This is a genomic window from Shimia sp. MIT910701 (assembly GCF_047126315.1).
Taxonomy (GTDB): domain Bacteria; phylum Pseudomonadota; class Alphaproteobacteria; order Rhodobacterales; family Rhodobacteraceae; genus Shimia.
Window position 1 is genome coordinate 3,505,781 of record NZ_CP138953.1, and the last position, 16,571, is coordinate 3,522,351.

Below are 16,571 nucleotides of genomic sequence, written 5' to 3' on the forward strand. Positions count from 1 at the left end.
CTGACATGACCATGCCTCCCGGTATTCTGATCTCCGCCCCTTCCTCCGGCACCGGCAAAACCACGGTTATGTTGGGCCTCCTACGTGCATTGGCCGAAGACGGACTGAAAGTGCAACCGTTCAAATCAGGCCCGGATTACATCGACCCGGCGTTTCACCATGCTGCCGCGCGCCGCCCGGCCTTCAACCTCGACACTTGGGCCATGCCGCCTGCGCTGGCTGGTGGAATCTCTGAGCAAGCCCAAGGTGCCGACATTGTGGTCGCCGAAGGCAGTATGGGCCTGTTTGACGGCGTTGCCACGCGCGGCGAAAACGGCTTTGGAAGTTCGGCGGAGACCGCCCTGATGATGGGCTGGCCGGTGGTCTTGGTGATCGACGTGGGCGGCCAAGCGCAATCTGCTGCGGCCACAGCTTTGGGGTTCAAAACCTACAATCCCGATCTTCCGTTTGCTGGCGTGATCCTCAACCGCTGCGCCTCACCGCGCCACGAGCGCCTTGCGCGACTGGGTATGGACAAAGCTGGCGTGAACGTACTTGGCGTGTTGCCGCGTCGTGGCGACCTAACCCTGCCAGAACGCCATCTCGGGCTGATCCAGGCGGTGGAGCATCCAGATTTGGAAGAGGCCATCACCGGCTATGCGGCTTTCTTGCGTGAACACGTCGATCTCGAAGCGATTAAATCCGCTGCGCGCTCAGGCGACACCAAAACCGGAACCCTGCCCAAACCACCTGCGCAGCGCATTGCTTTGGCGCGCGATGCCGCCTTTAGCTTCACCTACCCCCACCTTTTAACCGGCTGGAGCAACGCCGGTGCGGAAATTCTGCCGTTCTCGCCCCTTGCGGATGAAGCGCCTGATCCAAGCGCCGATCTGGTCTGGCTGCCCGGCGGCTACCCGGAGCTGCACGCCAGCAAACTCGCCGCCAACCAAACCTATCTCACCGGCCTGCGCAAACATGCCAAAACCAAACCGGTGCACGGAGAGTGCGGCGGCTATATGGCGCTCGGAACTGCTTTGATCGATAAAGACGGCATCCGCCATGAAATGGCTGGGCTACTCGGCCTTGTGACTTCTTACGAGAAACGCAAATTTCACCTCGGCTACCGCCAGGCCACCCTCAATGCCCCGATGCTGGGTTTTGACACCGGCGCGCGTCTTCGTGGGCACGAGTTTCATTACACCACCATTTTGGAAGAACCGGACGAACCTCTGGCCCAAGTGGGCGACGCGGATGGCAACCCTGTCCCGGAAACCGGCTCCATCAAAGGCCATGTCACTGGCACCTTCTTCCACCTGATCGCAGAGGCCACCTCATGAGCGGATTTGTCAGCTTCGTCAGCTCCGGTCCAGGCGATCCCGAGCTTTTGACCCTCAAAGCCGTGAACCGCCTTGGCAAGGCCGAAGCGGTTCTGTTTGACGACCTGTCCTCCGGTCCCATCCTGGAGCACGCCAACAAGGACGCCGATCTGGTGGGGGTTGGCAAACGCGCGGGACGGCCAAGTCCGAAACAGCATCATGTTAGCCAACTTCTCGTGGACTATGCCAAAACAGGCGCCCATGTGGTGCGTTTGAAGTCGGGTGACTGCGGCATTTTTGGCCGCCTTGAAGAAGAGATCACCGCACTCAAAGAACATGGCATCGACTTTGAGATCATCCCCGGCGTGACCTCGGCAAGTGCGGCCGCAGCTGCCGCAGGTATTCCGCTCACCCGCCGCCTTGTGGCGCGGCGTGTGCAATTTGTGACCGGCCATGACGTGGCAGGCGCCTTGCCCGGCGATCTACACCTGCAATCGCTGACCGATCCTGGTGCGACCACTGTTTTGTTTATGCCCAAGCGCACTTTTCCGGAACTGGCCGAGAAGCTTTTCGCGTCCGGCCTGCGCCGCGACTGCCCTGCTCTCTTGGCTGAAAACGTTTCCCACCCGGATCAAACTCTGACCCGCACCACCATGGAGGCCTTGGCAGACCAGCTCAGCAAGGAGATCACCAAGGCCCCTGGCATCATCCTCTTTGGCGAGTTGGCGGTAAGCGCATGATCAACCTATCTTTGGTCGGCATTGGCTCCGGCAACCCCGATCACTTGACGCTTCAAGCGATCAAGATGCTGGAAGGCGCCGACGTGATCCTGTTGCCGCGCAAAGGGGATGAGAAAACCGAACTTGCCGACCTGCGTCGGATGATTGCCAGCGAGCTGCTCAGCACGTCGCCAAAGATTGTTGAATTTGACTATCCGGTGCGCGATGCCAACACGCCGAAATACCTCGACGGCGTGAACACATGGCACGACGCGCTGGCCGCCATCTGGCAGGACCTGATTGCCAGCCACGTGCCAGACAACGGCAGTGTCGCGCTGATGGTCTGGGGCGACCCGTCGCTTTACGACAGCACCCTGCGCATTGCAGACCGCCTGATCGCACGCGGTATCGACCTTAACGTGCAAGTTATCCCCGGCATCACGTCCTTACAAATGCTGACAGCGGCCCACGCCATCCCGCTCAACACCCTCGGTGGTGCGGTGCAAATCACCACAGGCCGCAAACTGCGGGATGAAGGCTGGCCAGTCGATACGCCCACTGTGGCGGTGATGCTGGACGGCGAATGCTCGTTCCAAAACCTCGACCCAAGTGGCATCCACATCTGGTGGGGGGGCTATGTCGGCATGGATCAACAGGTCCTAATCGAAGGCCCTTTGTCTGAGGTCTCTGCCCAAATCGTTGAGGCCCGCGCGGATGCACGGGCCTCTAACGGGTGGATTATGGATATCTACCTACTGCGCAAATCGACTTAGATTGTCGCTTCAAACAGCGCAGTCAAGTTGGCTTCGGTCAACTCAACCGGGTTGCCGCCGCAAGACGGGTCAATCAACGCGCCTTTTACCAGCTCAGGGATCGCATCCGTGGTCACGCCCAACTCAGAGAGCTTGCGTGGGATGCCCATGCTGTCGTTGAAGCCCTGCACAAAGGCGCAGAAACCATCAAAGCCGCCTTCGATGCCGAGATAGCCCGCCGCACGGTCAAACCGCTCCGCAATCACCGACGCGTTCAACTCCAGAACCGCGGGCATGCAAACCGCATTGGTGGTGCCGTGGTGGGTGTTGAACATCGCGCCAACCGGGTGGCTCATCGCGTGGATCGCGCCCAAGCCCTTTTGGAAAGCGGTCGCCCCCATCATCGCGGCGCTCATCATCTCCGCACGGGCTTCAATGTCACGTCCGTCAGCATAAGCACGCGGCAGGTTCTCCACCACCAGCTTCATGCCTTCCAGCGCAATGCCCTGGCTCATTGGATGGTAGTGCGGGCTGGAGTAGGCTTCGACACAGTGTGCAAAGGCGTCCAGACCGGTGCCAGCAGTGATGAACTGTGGCATGCCCACAGTTAGTTCCGGATCACAAATCACCACAGATGGCAGCACCTTCGGGTGGAAGATGATCTTCTTCTCATGGGTGACGCTGTTGGTGATCACGCTGGCGCGGCCCACTTCGGAGCCGGTACCCGCGGTGGTTGGCACCGCCACAATCGGCGCAATCGCGTGGGCGTCCGCACGGGCCCACCAATCGCCGATGTCTTCAAAGTCCCAGATCGGACGGGTTTGGCCCGCCATAAAGGCCACCATTTTACCTAGATCAAGACCAGAGCCGCCACCAAAGGCAATCACGCCATCGTGGCCACCCGCCTTATAGGCTTCCACACCGGCTGTCAGGTTCAGCTCATTTGGGTTTGGGTCAACTTCGGCAAACAGCCCACGGCCAAGACCAGCAGCTTCCAACAGGTCCAGCGTAGCCACGGTGATTGGCAGGTTTGCCAGACCTTTGTCGGTCACCAGCAGCGGTTTTTTCATGCCAGCCTGGGCACAGGCTTCTGCCAATTCCCCAATGCGGCCAGCCCCAAAACGGATCGCGGTCGGATAAGACCAGTTTCCAGTGAGTGTCATTGTTCTTCCTCAAAATGTGGATGCCGGGACATTCTGTCTCCGGCACCCGGTTTATCCGTTCTCATAGCACTGACAGAGAACGGATCCCCATATTTACACAGTCACCTTTTTCAGGTGATAGCTCTTTGGTCGTGTCAGGTTCTGGTAGCCGATCACCGACAACCCACCGCCACGGCCAGTGTTTTTGCAGCCGGTCCAGCACAGACCCGGATCAAGGTAGTCGGCGCGGTTCATAAACACGGTGCCGGTCTCGATCTCGTTGCCCACGCGCTCGGCGCGCTCCACGTCTTTGGTCCACAGCGACGCGGTCAGGCCAAACTCGCTGTCATTCATCAGCGCGATGGCTTCCTCATCGGAGGACACCTTCATGATGCCAACAACCGGACCAAAGCTCTCATCGCGCATCACGCGCATCTCATGCGTCACGTCGGTCAGAATTTGTGGCGTCAGATAGGCCCCGCCGTCATCTTCGGCGAAAGTCTCGATATGCGCGGTGGCACCGGCTTCCAAGGCCTCAGAAATCTGCGCTCGAACCTCATTGGCAAAACGCACGTTCGCCATTGGGCCAATGGTGGTGTCTTCCTCCAGCGGATTGCCCAGCTTGTAGCCTTGCACAATCTCAACCGCCTTGGCGACAAAATCGTCATACAGGCTCTCATGCACGTAAATACGCTCAATACCACAGCAACACTGGCCCGAGTTGAACATCGCGCCGTCGATCAGCGTATCCACCGCCGCATCCACGTCTGCGTCTTCCATGACATAGCCCGGATCTTTGCCACCCAGCTCGGTGCCAACGCCGGTGAAAGTGCCCGCGGCCGCGCGCTCCATCGCCTGACCGCCACCCACAGAGCCGGTGAAGTTCACAAAGTCAAACGCATTGCCCGCGATCAGCTCGTTGGTCACGTCATGGCTCAGGAACACATTCTGGAACACGTCTTCCGGAACACCGGCGGAGTGGAACGCCTGCGCCATGCGCTCGCCAACGACCAGCGTTTGCGTCGCGTGTTTCAGCATCACCGTGTTGCCCGCAATCAGCGCAGGCGCAACAGTGTTAATGGCGGTCATGTAAGGGTAGTTCCAAGGCGAGACAACAAAGACCACCCCATGCGGAAGGCGCTTGATGTAACGTTTGAAGGTGGAGTCCTCGCCAACTTGAATATCCGCAAGGCTCTCCGCCGCGATGGATGCCATATGGCTCGCGCGCTCGTTAAAGCCGCCAAACTCGCCGCCATAACGCACCGGACGGCCCATCATCTTGGCAATCTCAGGAACGATTTCATCGTTTATTGCGCCAACAGCCGCGACACCGGCCCTCACCAGATCCACGCGCTCCTGCAACGGACGCGCCGCCCAAGCTTTCTGTGCCTCCTTTGCGCGTTTCGCGGCAGCAAAGGCCTCATCCGCGCTCAACACAGGGCGTTCTGCAAAGACCGATCCGTCGATCGGAGAAATACACGTCAACATGCCGCTCATGGCAACACTCCATCCAGAGGGGGCACCTGCCCCGCTTTTCTTAGTTCACTAGTCCGCCGGAAAAGCGAAGGGTCGCCCCCTCGCGCCGGTCTTAGGCCCGCTCAAACCCGCGGGCAATTTCCCAATCGGTCACAACCGCCTCAAAGGCTTCCTGCTCCCATTCCGCCATGCGCACATAGTGGTCGACCACCGCATCGCCCATAGCCTCACGCAGCATCTTGGACCCACGTAGGGCCTCGGTTGCGTCTTTCAACGTAGTCGGGATCTGCGCATTGCTGTTCTCATAGGCATCCCCGCTCAACGGCGCGCCCGGATCACATTTTTCCTCAATGCCCTTGATGCCTGCGGCCAACAGCGCGGCAATCGCAAGATAAGGGTTCATATCCGCGCCTGGCACACGACATTCAACGCGCACGGCTTTGGTGCTGTCCCCGCAGAGACGGAAAGCCGCCGTGCGGTTGTCCACCGACCAGACCTTCGCTGTGGGTGCAAAGCTGCCCTTCTGGAAGCGTTTGTAGCTGTTCACATAGGGCGCGAGGAACACGGTGATGTCATCGGCATACTTCAGCAAGCCGCCCAGATAGTGGCGCGCCAGCTCGGACATGCCGAGATCCGCATCAGCGTCGTAGAATGCAGGCACCCCGTCTTTGGTCCAGAGCGACTGGTGCACGTGGCTGGCGCTGCCAACTTTGTCGTGACGCCACTTTGGCAAGAACGACACCGCGTGGCCCTGCTGCCAGCCGATTTCCTTGGCGGCGTGCTTTGCAACGGTGTGGTTTTCCGCCGCGTCCATCGCGCTGCCGTAGCGGATGTTGAGCTCTTCCTGCCCGGTCTCGGCCTCGCCTTTGGAGCCTTCAATTGGAATACCAGACGCATAAAGACCGTTGCGCAGGGTGCGCATCACGCCTTCTTCCTTGGTCGTCTGCAGGATGTGGTAGTCTTCGTTGTAGGCGCTGATCGGGGTCAGATCGCGGTAGCCGGATTTGCTCAGCTCTTCAAAGCTCTGCTCAAAGATAAAGAACTCCAGCTCGGTTGCGGACACGGCTTCAAAGCCCATTTCCGCCAGCCGCGCCACCTGCTTCTTCAGCATACCACGCGGGGAGTGTTCGATGTCGTGATGGCCGTGATGGTCCATCACGTCGCAAATCACCAGCGCAGTGCCTTCCAGCCAGGCCGCTTTGCGAAGTGTGCTGAGGTCCGGCTTCATGATGTAGTCGCCATAGCCCGCCGACCAACTGGTGGAGGCGTAGCCTTCCACTGTGTGCATCTCCAGATCGGTCGCCAGCAGGTAGTTGCAGCAATGGGTCTCTTCCCAGGCGCTGTCGACAAAATGCTGCGCCACAAAACGCTTGCCCATCAGGCGGCCCTGCATGTCCACAATACAGGCCAGAACAGTGTCGATCTCGCCGCTGGCGCTCAGCGCGCCCAGTTCTTCTAGAGTCAGGTTGCCAGACATCTGATGCGCATTCCTTTGTATCGGGCCTTCGCGTGGCGTGTTTTGTCACCGAAGCCCCGGCACAACAACCGGGGCTTCGCAGTTTTCATCGCTAAGGGACCTTAGCCGTAACGGTATGGGCGGCCAGCCGCCTGCATGTCCGCGTTGTACTTCTTGAAGATTTCCACAACTTTCGCCTTGGTTGGGCTTTCGGCTGCGATCTCGTCCCAGAACTTCACGGCTGCGGTTTCCACCTGTGCCCATTCGTCATCCGGAATGGTGGTCAGCTGCATCTTGGTGCCATTGACGCGCAGGTTGGCTTCGCCCCCCCAATACCACCACTGACGGTAGTAGTGCGACTGATCACAGCACACACGGAACAGGGTCTGCAGATCTTCTGGCAGCTCATTCCAACGGCCCTGGTTGGCAAAGAAGCTGCCCGCCCAAGCACCGGAGATGTTGTTGGTCAGGAAGTAGTTGGTCACGTCGGCCCAACCCACCGTGTAGTCCTCGGTGATGCCGGACCATGCGATACCGTCCAACTCGCCGGTCTGAACCGCAACTTCGATGTCTTCCCATGGCAGGGTCACTGGCACCACGCCAAACTGGCTCAGGAAGCGGCCTGCAGTTGGGAAGGTGAAGACGCGCTTACCTTTGAGGTCGTCGAGCGAGTTGATTGGGTCTTTGGTGGCAAAGTGGCATGGGTCCCATGCGCCGGCGCTGATGTGCTTCACGCCCACTTTGGAATACTCTTCGTCCCAAATCTCGTTCAGGCCGTACTGGTTGAACAGCACAGGTACGTCGAGGCTGTAGCGCGAGCCAAACGGGAAGTAGCCGCCAAACACGGTCACTTCGGTTGGGGACGCCATGGAGTCATCGTCCGACTGAACCGCATCGATAGTGCCGCGCTGCATCGCACGGAACAGCTCACCGGTCGGGACCAGCTGATCGGCGTAGAACAGTTCGATCTGCATGCGGTCGCCTGCGATCTTGTTGAACATGTTGATCGCTGGATCAATCACATGCGCGGCCAGCGACGGACCTGCATAGGTCTGCATACGCCATTTGATGGTGCTCTGTGCGAGCGCCGGGGTCGCCAGTGGTGCGGCCATCGCCCCAACACCAGCGGTCTGAAGAAACTTACGTCTTGTCGTCATCTCTTACTCTCCTTGTTGCGTTTCGGCCCCGTTTGCGGCGCTCTTTTCTGTTGTTATTTTCCGTAAACATAGTTCGGCAGCCACAGCGCGATCTGTGGGAAGATCATGACCAAGGCCAAGGCCAGGACCATCACCGCCACAAAGGGCACGATGCTGCGATAAATGTCGCGTAGGGTGACTTCTTTGGGCGCCATGGCCCGCATGAGAAACAGGTTGTAGCCGAAAGGCGGCGTCATATAGGCGATCTGCGTGGTGATGGTGTACAGCACGCCATACCAGATCAGATCAAAGCCCAGCACCTTCACCAGCGGCACATAGAGCGGCGCCACAATCACCAGCATCGCGGTGTCATCCAGAAAGGTGCCCATGATGATGAAGCTCAACTGCATCAGGATCAGGATCATCCATGGCTCCAGCCCCAGCTGCTCGGTGAACAGGTTGTCGATGGCTTTCACCGCACCCAACCCGTCAAACACCGCGCCAAACCCGAGCGCTGCCAGAATGATCCACATGAACATGCAGGAAATACCCAGCGTGCTGCGCACGGAGTTCTCAAACACCTCGCGGGTCATGCGGCCCTTCAAGACTGCCGCGACAAAGGCAGTGATCGCGCCAATTGCCGAGCTTTCCACCAATGAGGTCCAGCCGTTCACAAAGGGGATCATCATGGTGGCGAAGATCACAATTGGCAGCAGGCCGGCGCGCAGGAGTTTCATCTTTTCCGCGCGGCTGATGTTACGCTCGGCTTCCGGCAGCGCGGGTCCAAGCTCCGGCTGAATGCGGCAGCGGATCACCACATAGAGAATGAACATCGCGGCCATCATCAGGCCCGGAAACACCCCTGCAAGCCACAGCTGCCCAACCGGCTGGCGCGCGATCATCGCATAGAGCACCAGCACCACAGAGGGCGGCACCAAAATACCCAAGCTTGATCCAGCCTGAATAACCCCAGTGACCATGCGTTTGTCATAGCCCCGCTTCAGCAGTTCCGGCAGCGCAATGGTGGCACCAATCGCCATACCTGCCACACTCAGACCGTTCATTGCGGAAACCAGAACCATCAACAGAATAGTACCAATAGCGAGCCCGCCTCTCACTGGTCCCATCCAGACATGGAACATCTTGTAGAGGTCGTCGGCAATCTTTGACTCGCTGAGCACGTAGCCCATGAAAATGAACATCGGCAGCGTCAGCAGCGGATACCATTTCATCAGTTTCATCGCGGCGGAGAAGCCGATGTCAGAACCACCAGTGCCCCACAGCAACACCGCTGCCAGCACGCCAACAAAGCCAATTGCGCCAAAGACACGTTGCCCGGTCATGAGCATCAGCATCATAGTCGAGAACATCAGAATGGCGATCATTTCGTAAGACATTAGTAGTCCACCCCACGAATGCGCGCGATGTCTTTCATGAGCTCAGAAATCGCCTGCAAGAGCATAAGAATAAAGCCAAAAAGCATGATCAGCTTGATTGGCCAGAGAACCGGGCGCCAGGCCGTCGGGCTGCGCTCGATGTATCCGATGATTTCACTGGCAGCCTCTTTGCCACCGGTGATGTAGGCCACAACCAGGTCCTTGTAGAAGGTGTATGGCTCAACCCCAAAGTGCCCCAGTGAATAGGCGCTGGAGCCAACCGCCCCGTGGATCAGGATCACCAGATAGAACCCTAGGAAGAACACGGTCATCGCGTCGACGATGGCTCGCTGGCGAAACGTCCATTCGCCATAGAACAGGTCCATCCGCACGTTGGAGCCCATTTGCACCGCGTAAGGCCCGCCAAGGATGTAGTAGGCCACCATCGCAAATTGCGCCATTTCCAGCGTCCACATCGACGGTGTCATGAAGGTCTTGGAGAACGACGACCACAGAAGGATCGCCATCATGACAAAGATGCCATACATGACAAACCGGCCAACCTTGCGGTTAAACCAGTCCACGCCGTGGATGTAATAGCGAATAAGCTTGGGCATCAGGTGATCTCCCCCGCATCGCGCAACTCTGCCATGCCTTGGGCAATGGCGGCCTCCAGCGCGTCTGTGATCTCCGCCGCCTTGGCGTCCTCAGCCAACAGGTCATTGCGCACCTCAAGCATCACATTGGGCAGCTTGTTGGGCAGCGCGTAGGCCTTGAGCGAATGTGTGACGCCATGCTCTGGCCCATAGGGGTCATTGCGCAGCGTGACAAACGGGCCGTCCGCCATGGAGTTCATCATGCTGTCGGCCAACCGCGTGTCTCGATCGTGCAGTATGCCAATCTCCACCGCACGCTGCTTGCCGTGATACACCGGCGTGAAGCTATGGACCGTGACGATTGCTTTCGGATGCACCACCTCGATCACCTGCTCCACCGCCTCTTTGAAGGGTTGGTAGATCTGGGTCACCCGCGCCCGACGCTCTGCATCGGACAGATCCGAATTGCCGGGAATCTCAAAAATCTCGCTTTTGGTTGGCACCGCATCCTTGGCTTCGGGCGGGCGATTGCAGTCATACAGCAACCGCGACACGCCCCCTGCAACCAGCGTACAGTAAAACCGCTTGGCCAACTCGCGGGTCAGCGTCAGCGCACCGGGATCCCAGGCCACATGGCTGCGGCGCACCGCCTCATCAAGGCCAAGGTCCCCAAAAGCGTCGGGGAAATGGCAGGAGGCATGTTCGCACACAAACAGAATATCGCAGGGCGCCACCGCGCCCTCGATCATCACTGCCTCTGAATCGTCTAGAGTCATGTTGGTCCTGTCGTGCCAATTCGCATTTGTGAACAAACTTCTTCAGAGTCACCCATCCTGTCAATAATTATTCTGAAAATTTTTCTTCTCAGACCGATGCTTTGAAACTATGCTTACATTTGTAGCAGTTAGTAAGTGGACATCCCGTGGCCGACACCGCTCAGGAAACGATAAACAAGATTTATGACAGTTTGACCCGCGCCGAGCGCCAGCTCGCCGGTGTGATCTTGGAGAACTACCCGATGTCGGGCATGGGCTCGATCACGCGCCTCGCAGAGAAGGCGTCGGTCTCCACGCCCACTGTGGCCCGTATGGTGCAAAAGCTCGGCTACTCCGGCTTCCCAGAGTTTCAGGACGCGCTGCGCCAGGAAGTGGAAGCCCGCTTCTCTAATCCCATCGCGAAACATGAAAGCTGGGCCCAAAGCGCCCCGGAAGCGCATATCCTCAACCGCTTTACCGATGCGGTCATGAGCAACATTCGCCAGACACTGGCCAACATTGACCCTGCGCAATTTGACGCGCTCACCGCGCTGCTCGCGGACGAAAAGCGGGCGCTCTATATCACCGGCGGCCGCATCACCCATGCGTTGAGCGAGTATCTGCATCTGCACATGCAGGTCATCCGCGCCCGCGTACGCCATATTCGCTCCACCTCCAACGCTTGGCCACATGACTTACTCGACATAGCCGAAGGCGACGTGTTGCTGATCTACGACATCCGACGCTACGAGAACTCCACCTTGCGGTTGGCCGAAATCGCCAAAGAGCGCGGCGCAAAAATCGCCCTGATCACCGATCAATGGCAAAGCCCGATCAGCCAATACGCCGATGTGTCCCTGAAATGTCGCATCGAAGCCCCGTCAGCCTGGGACTCAACCGTGTCGATGATGCTGCTGTCAGAAACCTTGATCGCCGCCGTACAAGAAGCCCGCTGGGATCAGACGGAAACCCGGATGCACGCGCTGGAAGATATGTTTGACCAGACAAAAATCTTCCGGAAGTTTGTTTAGCCGAAGCCTGCGCGAGGCACAAAAAAACTCCTCCCCCCTAAGTTGACTACGACGCACCTGCGCCGAAATCCTGCCGCATTTCCAATACCCTGATCCATTTCCCCCATAAAAAACTGGGTTAACAAATTCTTAATTTTTCCCCCTAGGGCGCCATTCCCGCCCCTTTCTGACCGCATTCCCCCAACATACTCACTCCCACAGAACCGATGAGAACGTCGGCGGTAGTGAGTGATACAGTTGGGAAGGTACAAAGCACAGGCACAGCGCCAGAAAGGGCTGGGACTATGAAAATTTTGGCCGTTGATGACGACGAACACATCTGCGAACTGCTGTCAGAGGCTGTCGCTGCCAAAACCAATCATAGCATTGTCACCGTGACCTCCGGACCAGAGGCCATTCGTGCTATTGCGAAAGCCAAAGTGCCGTTTGACTGCTTTCTGCTGGACGTTCAAATGCCAATCATGGACGGCATCACGCTGGCCAAAAAGATCCGCAAAATCAAAGCCTACACGCGCACACCTATTCTGATGCTGACGGCAATGTCGCAAAAGAAATACATCGATGCCGCTTTTGAAGCGGGCGCCACGGACTACGTCACGAAACCGTTCGACTTCCTGGAACTCTTCACACGGATCACCATCGCCGAGCGCCAAGTTTCTGAGCAGCAGGAACTCACGGCCAGTGTCTCGGAGATGGCCGCCCTGAAGAAAGACTTGATATTCAACACCGCCCACAGCCTGAGTGAACCGATTGAAATCACCGGCGTGACGCAGCTTGTCGGCTGCATGGCGTTTGAGCGACACGTGCTGGACATGCCGCGCCGCCAACGCATGCGCACACAGGCTTTTGCTGTGAAAATCAACACCGTGGAAAGCGCCTATACCTCCTTGTCCGCAATGGCGTTTCGCCAACTCCTGACAGACATCGGCAGCGAGCTGTTGTCTGTCCTGGCCAACAATGACGCCCAAGTGACCTACAAGGGGGACGGTGTGTTCGTCGGCACCCTGCCCCGCAGCGCCAGATACTCCAGCGCGCATCTGGAAGCAGAACTCAACAGCCGCCTGGAATACGTGCCATCGACGCAAATCGACGGGCTACAAAACGATGTGTGTTTTGGCGAGGCCATCAAACTGCGCACCCTGACCCGCGGCGGCGCGTTGGACGCACTGCAAAAGGCCGCAGAAAGCGTAAGGGAACGCCTTTCGGGCACGCCTGCAGCGGACCTGCGCAAAACCGTGCGCCTGCATCCGGCAAGTGGCTTTCAAACGGAAATGGAGCGCCGCGCTTACGAATCCTTGCTGCACGACGCCTTAAATGATGACGGCCAGTCTCCAAAAATCGCGACGGCGTTTGGCTAACCGCGACCAGGTTTGTCAGTGGTGCGTATGGGATAGGTTCATACGGGCCACCTGAACCGGCGCACCGTCCACCAACATCACCGGCCCAGCAGGCTCTGCAATCAAACCCAAACGGCGTATCCAGCGCGGCCAAATCGCGGGCACCAGACCAAGCACTTGTTTGGCCCCCATCTCTCTTGCCGTCTCGATCAGCTTTTCCATCAACTGCGTCTGCACTTCGGTGCGATCCTCCGCGGGCACATCGCGGGCCACAAACACACGGCTTGCATCCAGAATGTACGGATCGATCGGCGCCTCGTCATAAAGCAGGTTGGTTGGAATGGACTCCAGCATTCCTTTCTGGGCATCTCGAATCATATATGAATACATGCCGCAGCGTGCGGTTGTCGGCGTCAGCCGAACCCCGGCCAGCACACGGTCGCCTTCATGTACCGCAATCCAGCTTGACGCTGGCGTGTCGTATTGGTCGTACTCCATGCCTGCCACCTCGGGCAGGTCCCAGTTGTTCTGCACAATAAAGGACTGCTTTCGCGCCCTCAGCAGATTGACCATCAATTCGCCATGCTTGTGCATGTTCTCGAATGACAGGGTAGTCGTCAGCATTTCCCCAATTTCTCCGGATACTCATTGCCCCAGGTACCAAATGAACTCACTCACACAGTGACACGGCCATTCTGGCGCGCGCCGGATACACAACAAAACACTCGTCACCACACACAAAACACACAGGAGATCACGGCCACCTGCCCCTTCAGCAGGCTCCCACAAACCGTTCACACATCAACCGGAAAACCCTTACTCGGACCCCCAGCGCCTCTCCCCGACACAACCTAGCCGCGCAACAGCTCTTGGGTCCAAATTCACCTTCAAATCGATTGAGACACAATTTTTAGCCAAACACTACACAAAATGTTCAACTTTCAAATTTTGTCGATTGTTTCTGCTCCTAGAACACAGTTTTCATATTTTTATATGAATGTTATGCAAAAAATTTACTCTCTATCAACCAATTAAGGCGAAACCTTTATTAACGGCGGGAGTCGTTAACGAATGGCTTCGTGAAAATTCCCAGCCTCAAACACCAAAATGCCACCTTGTGCCGCCAAAGCTGCAGAGAACAGTCACGCGCCACGTTAAGAGGATCACAGGGAAAGAGATGCAGCCATACTTCCTCAACTTTCACGTTAAAGGTGAAATCGCCCATACCTTGCTTTTGTCCGATCCGGAACCAAAGCTGTTGGTTGACATTTCCGCCACCGCTGCAACCGAGGCCGAAGCACCGGGTTTTCGCTACCCCAAACGCGTCTGCTTCACAGTAACCGACCAAGACCTGATTGCACGCTTTCGCGACACCGTCGCGCCGGGTGATGTGATCGAGGCAACCGGCACCTTTGATCAGTCCGGCTACGTGCCGCACAATCGTGGCCACATCGACACGACGTTCGAGCTGCTCGACTTTGTCCGTACCGAAGCGGTTGGCAAGCTAGAGCATGATGGCCGCGTGTTTCAGCCTGACACAAACGCCCGTCCTAGCTAAGAAAATCCCTTTTCTGGCCGAACGCGGACCATCTTTGAGCCACATTCTGCTGCTTTTTTGATGGCAACCGCGCCAAGCTGCCACTTGGCGACCAACCGATCACTACCGGATGTCGCAGAATGCACATTGAACACTCGAACCGCTCCCGGTTAGACACGCCGATACTGCGTCGTATCGCCCGTCGTCTTCGGGGGATGTTCCCTCGCCGCAAACCGCCGGTCGAGCACTCCCGCCGTCTCAAGAAACAAATGCACGACTTTGCCAGTGGCGGCGTCGCGCTGTTCTGGCAGCGTCAGGGCATCTATGCCGGGGCAGGCTTTCTCTGCGGCTTCTACTTTTCCTGGCCACTGGCCGCGATGTGCTACCTGCTGATTCAGATTGGCGACATTTTTGACAGCATTGTTTGCCACAAGGTGATCCATCGCACCGACCACTCGTTGCGCCACAGCCACAAGCTATTGAAGCTGCTCTTTGCCTCAAACGCCATATCCGCCGTTTCAATTGCAACTTTCACGCTATTACTGGCCCGATTGGAAGGACCAGGCGAGCATTTCACCTCGCTGTTTTTCCTATTTGCTGCCGGCCTCTTTGCGGCAGTGAACAATCATCAACTTAAACAAGTTCTCGCCCTACGCCTGATCATCTATGGCGCATTGTTCATCTTTATTCCGGCCTCCGACATCCTCACGCAAGGCGCGCACTTCACGTCCAAGCTCTGGCTGCACTTCGCCACCTCGCTGTTTGTGCTCTATTTCGTGTTGGAATGCTCCACCATCTTCCTGCGCATGTATCAGCGCACTCTGGACCAGATGGACGAATTGCGCTCGGAGCGTGACAAGGCCCGCGAAAGCTATGAGATCAAATCTCAGTTTGTCTCAGTTGTTAGCCATGAACTGCGCACCCCGCTGACCTCCATCACCGGCTCGCTCACTCTGATGCGGGAAACCAACCTGTCCAAGGATCCGGAAAAAGCAGACCGGATGCTCGACATTGCCCATAAAAACAGCAAACGCCTGAGCAAACTGATAAACGACCTGCTCGACATTCAGAAAATGGAAGCGCGCAAGATGGTCTACCACTTTGCGCCAGTGGATCTTGGCGAATTGCTCAACGACGCTGCTCAATCCATCACGCCTTATGCGGATCAATATGAAATTGTGGTACGTACCGCGCCCCCGCCCTTCCCTTTGACCATCCGCGCTGATCACGAACGCATGATGCAGGTGCTCGACAACCTGCTGTCCAACGCGGTGAAATTCTCCCATGAAGGCGGCTACGTCGAACTCAGCGCCCGCCTCGTGGATGGCTGTGCCATGCTCGAAGTTCGCGATTACGGCGTTGGTATCCCCGAAGGTGAGCGCAACCAGATCTTTGGCAAATTCACCCAGGTCGACAACTCCGACTGCCGCAATTTTGACGGTTCTGGCCTTGGCCTCTCTATCGCACGCCAGATCATCGAGGACCACGGTGCCTCCATCGACTTTGACAGCACTTTGGGCGAAGGCGCCCGCTTCTTCGCGGTGTTCCCGCTCTGTGACACCGAAGACAACATCAGCATCGAACTGCCGCAAATGTAAGCCCCAGAAGGAGCTCCCCCATGTTTCCAGACGATCATCAGGACAAGTTTGACCGCCTCCGCCGCCACTTCATGTCCGGCTTGCCGCAACGTGAGGCGGAGATCGAAGAGTATACCGCAACACTTCTGGAGCTCGGCGCCGATCGCCCTGCACTGGAAGGGTTACATCTGGCCGCGCACAAACTGGCCGGCATCTGTGCCACCTACGGCCTGCACCGCTTGGGCCAACTGGCGGAAAAAGCCGAAGCCCTGCTGGAACGCAGCCAGGCTCAAGAGCCCTGTGATGCAGAGATGGAGGACATCCTTGTCGCCACAGACCTGCTCACCGAGGAGCTCGGCTGTGTGATCGAAACCGCCTAAGCGCGC

General features: G+C 57.7%; 16 protein-coding genes. 8 read left to right on the top strand and 8 right to left on the bottom strand.

Going from position 1 to position 16,571, the window contains the following annotated elements; all coding sequences use genetic code 11:
• The first annotated feature begins 5 nt into the window (after positions 1-5).
• The 3 genes from SIB38_RS17090 to cobF are packed head-to-tail and all read left to right on the top strand — an operon-like array spanning position 6 to position 2,787.
• Entirely contained in the window at positions 6-1,316 is a 1,311-nt protein-coding gene (locus SIB38_RS17090; RefSeq protein WP_294118413.1) for a cobyrinate a,c-diamide synthase, read from the top strand.
• Positions 1,313-2,035, top strand: a complete 723-nt coding sequence (cobA, locus tag SIB38_RS17095; protein WP_294118412.1) for a uroporphyrinogen-III C-methyltransferase — start codon at positions 1,313-1,315, stop codon at positions 2,033-2,035. Before SIB38_RS17090 ends, cobA begins: the two co-directional genes overlap by 4 nt.
• On the top strand, positions 2,032-2,787 hold the full coding sequence (cobF, locus tag SIB38_RS17100) for a precorrin-6A synthase (deacetylating) (protein ID WP_294118411.1): 756 nt from the start codon (positions 2,032-2,034) through the stop codon (positions 2,785-2,787). Before cobA ends, cobF begins: the two co-directional genes overlap by 4 nt.
• On the opposite strand, the gene SIB38_RS17105 is transcribed toward cobF, so the two are convergent.
• The 7 genes from SIB38_RS17105 to SIB38_RS17135 form a co-directional block, all read right to left on the bottom strand.
• On the bottom strand, positions 2,784-3,929 hold the full coding sequence (locus SIB38_RS17105; RefSeq protein ID WP_294118410.1) for an iron-containing alcohol dehydrogenase: 1,146 nt from the start codon (positions 3,927-3,929) through the stop codon (positions 2,784-2,786). The genes cobF and SIB38_RS17105 overlap by 4 nt on opposite strands.
• 93 nt (positions 3,930-4,022) lie before the next feature.
• The gene (locus SIB38_RS17110) at positions 4,023-5,405 is read right to left on the bottom strand and encodes an aldehyde dehydrogenase family protein (RefSeq protein WP_294118409.1); all 1,383 of its coding nucleotides are present in this window, start codon (positions 5,403-5,405) and stop codon (positions 4,023-4,025) included.
• A 91-nt stretch (positions 5,406-5,496) separates the two neighbouring features.
• Positions 5,497-6,861: a glutamine synthetase family protein gene (locus SIB38_RS17115; RefSeq protein ID WP_294118408.1), complete on the bottom strand. Its 1,365-nt coding sequence runs from the start codon at positions 6,859-6,861 to the stop codon at positions 5,497-5,499.
• A gap of 101 nt (positions 6,862-6,962) precedes the next feature.
• Positions 6,963-7,997, bottom strand: a complete 1,035-nt coding sequence (locus SIB38_RS17120) for a TRAP transporter substrate-binding protein (RefSeq protein WP_294118407.1) — start codon at positions 7,995-7,997, stop codon at positions 6,963-6,965.
• Positions 7,998-8,050: 53 nt separating this feature from the next.
• Positions 8,051-9,373, bottom strand: a complete 1,323-nt coding sequence (locus tag SIB38_RS17125) for a TRAP transporter large permease (RefSeq protein ID WP_294118406.1) — start codon at positions 9,371-9,373, stop codon at positions 8,051-8,053.
• On the bottom strand, positions 9,373-9,969 hold the full coding sequence (locus SIB38_RS17130) for a TRAP transporter small permease subunit (protein ID WP_294118405.1): 597 nt from the start codon (positions 9,967-9,969) through the stop codon (positions 9,373-9,375). Before SIB38_RS17130 ends, SIB38_RS17125 begins: the two co-directional genes overlap by 1 nt.
• Positions 9,969-10,724: an N-formylglutamate amidohydrolase gene (locus tag SIB38_RS17135; RefSeq protein WP_294118404.1), complete on the bottom strand. Its 756-nt coding sequence runs from the start codon at positions 10,722-10,724 to the stop codon at positions 9,969-9,971. Before SIB38_RS17135 ends, SIB38_RS17130 begins: the two co-directional genes overlap by 1 nt.
• A 146-nt stretch (positions 10,725-10,870) precedes the next feature.
• Here SIB38_RS17135 and SIB38_RS17140 point away from each other — a divergent pair, with 146 nt between their 5' ends.
• Positions 10,871-11,734, top strand: coding sequence for a MurR/RpiR family transcriptional regulator (locus SIB38_RS17140; protein ID WP_412550675.1), 864 nt, complete (start codon positions 10,871-10,873; stop codon positions 11,732-11,734).
• A gap of 284 nt (positions 11,735-12,018) precedes the next feature.
• The gene (locus SIB38_RS17145; RefSeq protein WP_412550676.1) at positions 12,019-13,092 is read left to right on the top strand and encodes a response regulator; all 1,074 of its coding nucleotides are present in this window, start codon (positions 12,019-12,021) and stop codon (positions 13,090-13,092) included.
• 15 nt (positions 13,093-13,107) lie between these two features.
• On the opposite strand, the gene SIB38_RS17150 is transcribed toward SIB38_RS17145, so the two are convergent.
• A complete protein-coding gene (locus SIB38_RS17150; RefSeq protein WP_294118401.1) occupies positions 13,108-13,695 on the bottom strand; it encodes an acyl-homoserine-lactone synthase in 588 nt (195 codons plus the stop codon).
• Positions 13,696-14,248: 553 nt separating this feature from the next.
• Between SIB38_RS17150 and SIB38_RS17155 the strand changes: the two genes are divergently transcribed.
• The 3 genes from SIB38_RS17155 to SIB38_RS17165 all read left to right on the top strand — a co-directional run bounded on the left by SIB38_RS17155 (position 14,249) and on the right by SIB38_RS17165 (position 16,565).
• Complete coding sequence (locus tag SIB38_RS17155) at positions 14,249-14,629, top strand: hypothetical protein (protein ID WP_294118400.1); 381 nt, start codon at positions 14,249-14,251, stop codon at positions 14,627-14,629.
• A gap of 119 nt (positions 14,630-14,748) precedes the next feature.
• Positions 14,749-16,206, top strand: coding sequence for a sensor histidine kinase (locus SIB38_RS17160; protein ID WP_412550677.1), 1,458 nt, complete (start codon positions 14,749-14,751; stop codon positions 16,204-16,206).
• A gap of 20 nt (positions 16,207-16,226) precedes the next feature.
• A complete protein-coding gene (locus SIB38_RS17165) occupies positions 16,227-16,565 on the top strand; it encodes an Hpt domain-containing protein (protein WP_294118398.1) in 339 nt (112 codons plus the stop codon).
• Positions 16,566-16,571 lie beyond the last annotated feature (6 nt).

Bases quoted from the DNA above. Each gene is read 5' to 3' on its own strand.
- SIB38_RS17090 (WP_294118413.1), top strand. From the start codon at position 6: ATGACCATGCCTCCCGGTATTCTGATCTCCGCCCCTTCCTCCGGCACC.
- cobA (WP_294118412.1), top strand. From the start codon at position 1,313: ATGAGCGGATTTGTCAGCTTCGTCAGCTCCGGTCCAGGCGATCCCGAG.
- cobF (WP_294118411.1), top strand. From the start codon at position 2,032: ATGATCAACCTATCTTTGGTCGGCATTGGCTCCGGCAACCCCGATCAC.
- SIB38_RS17105 (WP_294118410.1), bottom strand. From the start codon at position 3,929: ATGACACTCACTGGAAACTGGTCTTATCCGACCGCGATCCGTTTTGGG.
- SIB38_RS17110 (WP_294118409.1), bottom strand. From the start codon at position 5,405: ATGAGCGGCATGTTGACGTGTATTTCTCCGATCGACGGATCGGTCTTT.
- SIB38_RS17115 (WP_294118408.1), bottom strand. From the start codon at position 6,861: ATGTCTGGCAACCTGACTCTAGAAGAACTGGGCGCGCTGAGCGCCAGC.
- SIB38_RS17120 (WP_294118407.1), bottom strand. From the start codon at position 7,997: ATGACGACAAGACGTAAGTTTCTTCAGACCGCTGGTGTTGGGGCGATG.
- SIB38_RS17125 (WP_294118406.1), bottom strand. From the start codon at position 9,373: ATGTCTTACGAAATGATCGCCATTCTGATGTTCTCGACTATGATGCTG.
- SIB38_RS17130 (WP_294118405.1), bottom strand. From the start codon at position 9,969: ATGCCCAAGCTTATTCGCTATTACATCCACGGCGTGGACTGGTTTAAC.
- SIB38_RS17135 (WP_294118404.1), bottom strand. From the start codon at position 10,724: ATGACTCTAGACGATTCAGAGGCAGTGATGATCGAGGGCGCGGTGGCG.
- SIB38_RS17145 (WP_412550676.1), top strand. From the start codon at position 12,019: ATGAAAATTTTGGCCGTTGATGACGACGAACACATCTGCGAACTGCTG.
- SIB38_RS17150 (WP_294118401.1), bottom strand. From the start codon at position 13,695: ATGCTGACGACTACCCTGTCATTCGAGAACATGCACAAGCATGGCGAA.
- SIB38_RS17155 (WP_294118400.1), top strand. From the start codon at position 14,249: ATGCAGCCATACTTCCTCAACTTTCACGTTAAAGGTGAAATCGCCCAT.
- SIB38_RS17160 (WP_412550677.1), top strand. From the start codon at position 14,749: ATGCACATTGAACACTCGAACCGCTCCCGGTTAGACACGCCGATACTG.
- SIB38_RS17165 (WP_294118398.1), top strand. From the start codon at position 16,227: ATGTTTCCAGACGATCATCAGGACAAGTTTGACCGCCTCCGCCGCCAC.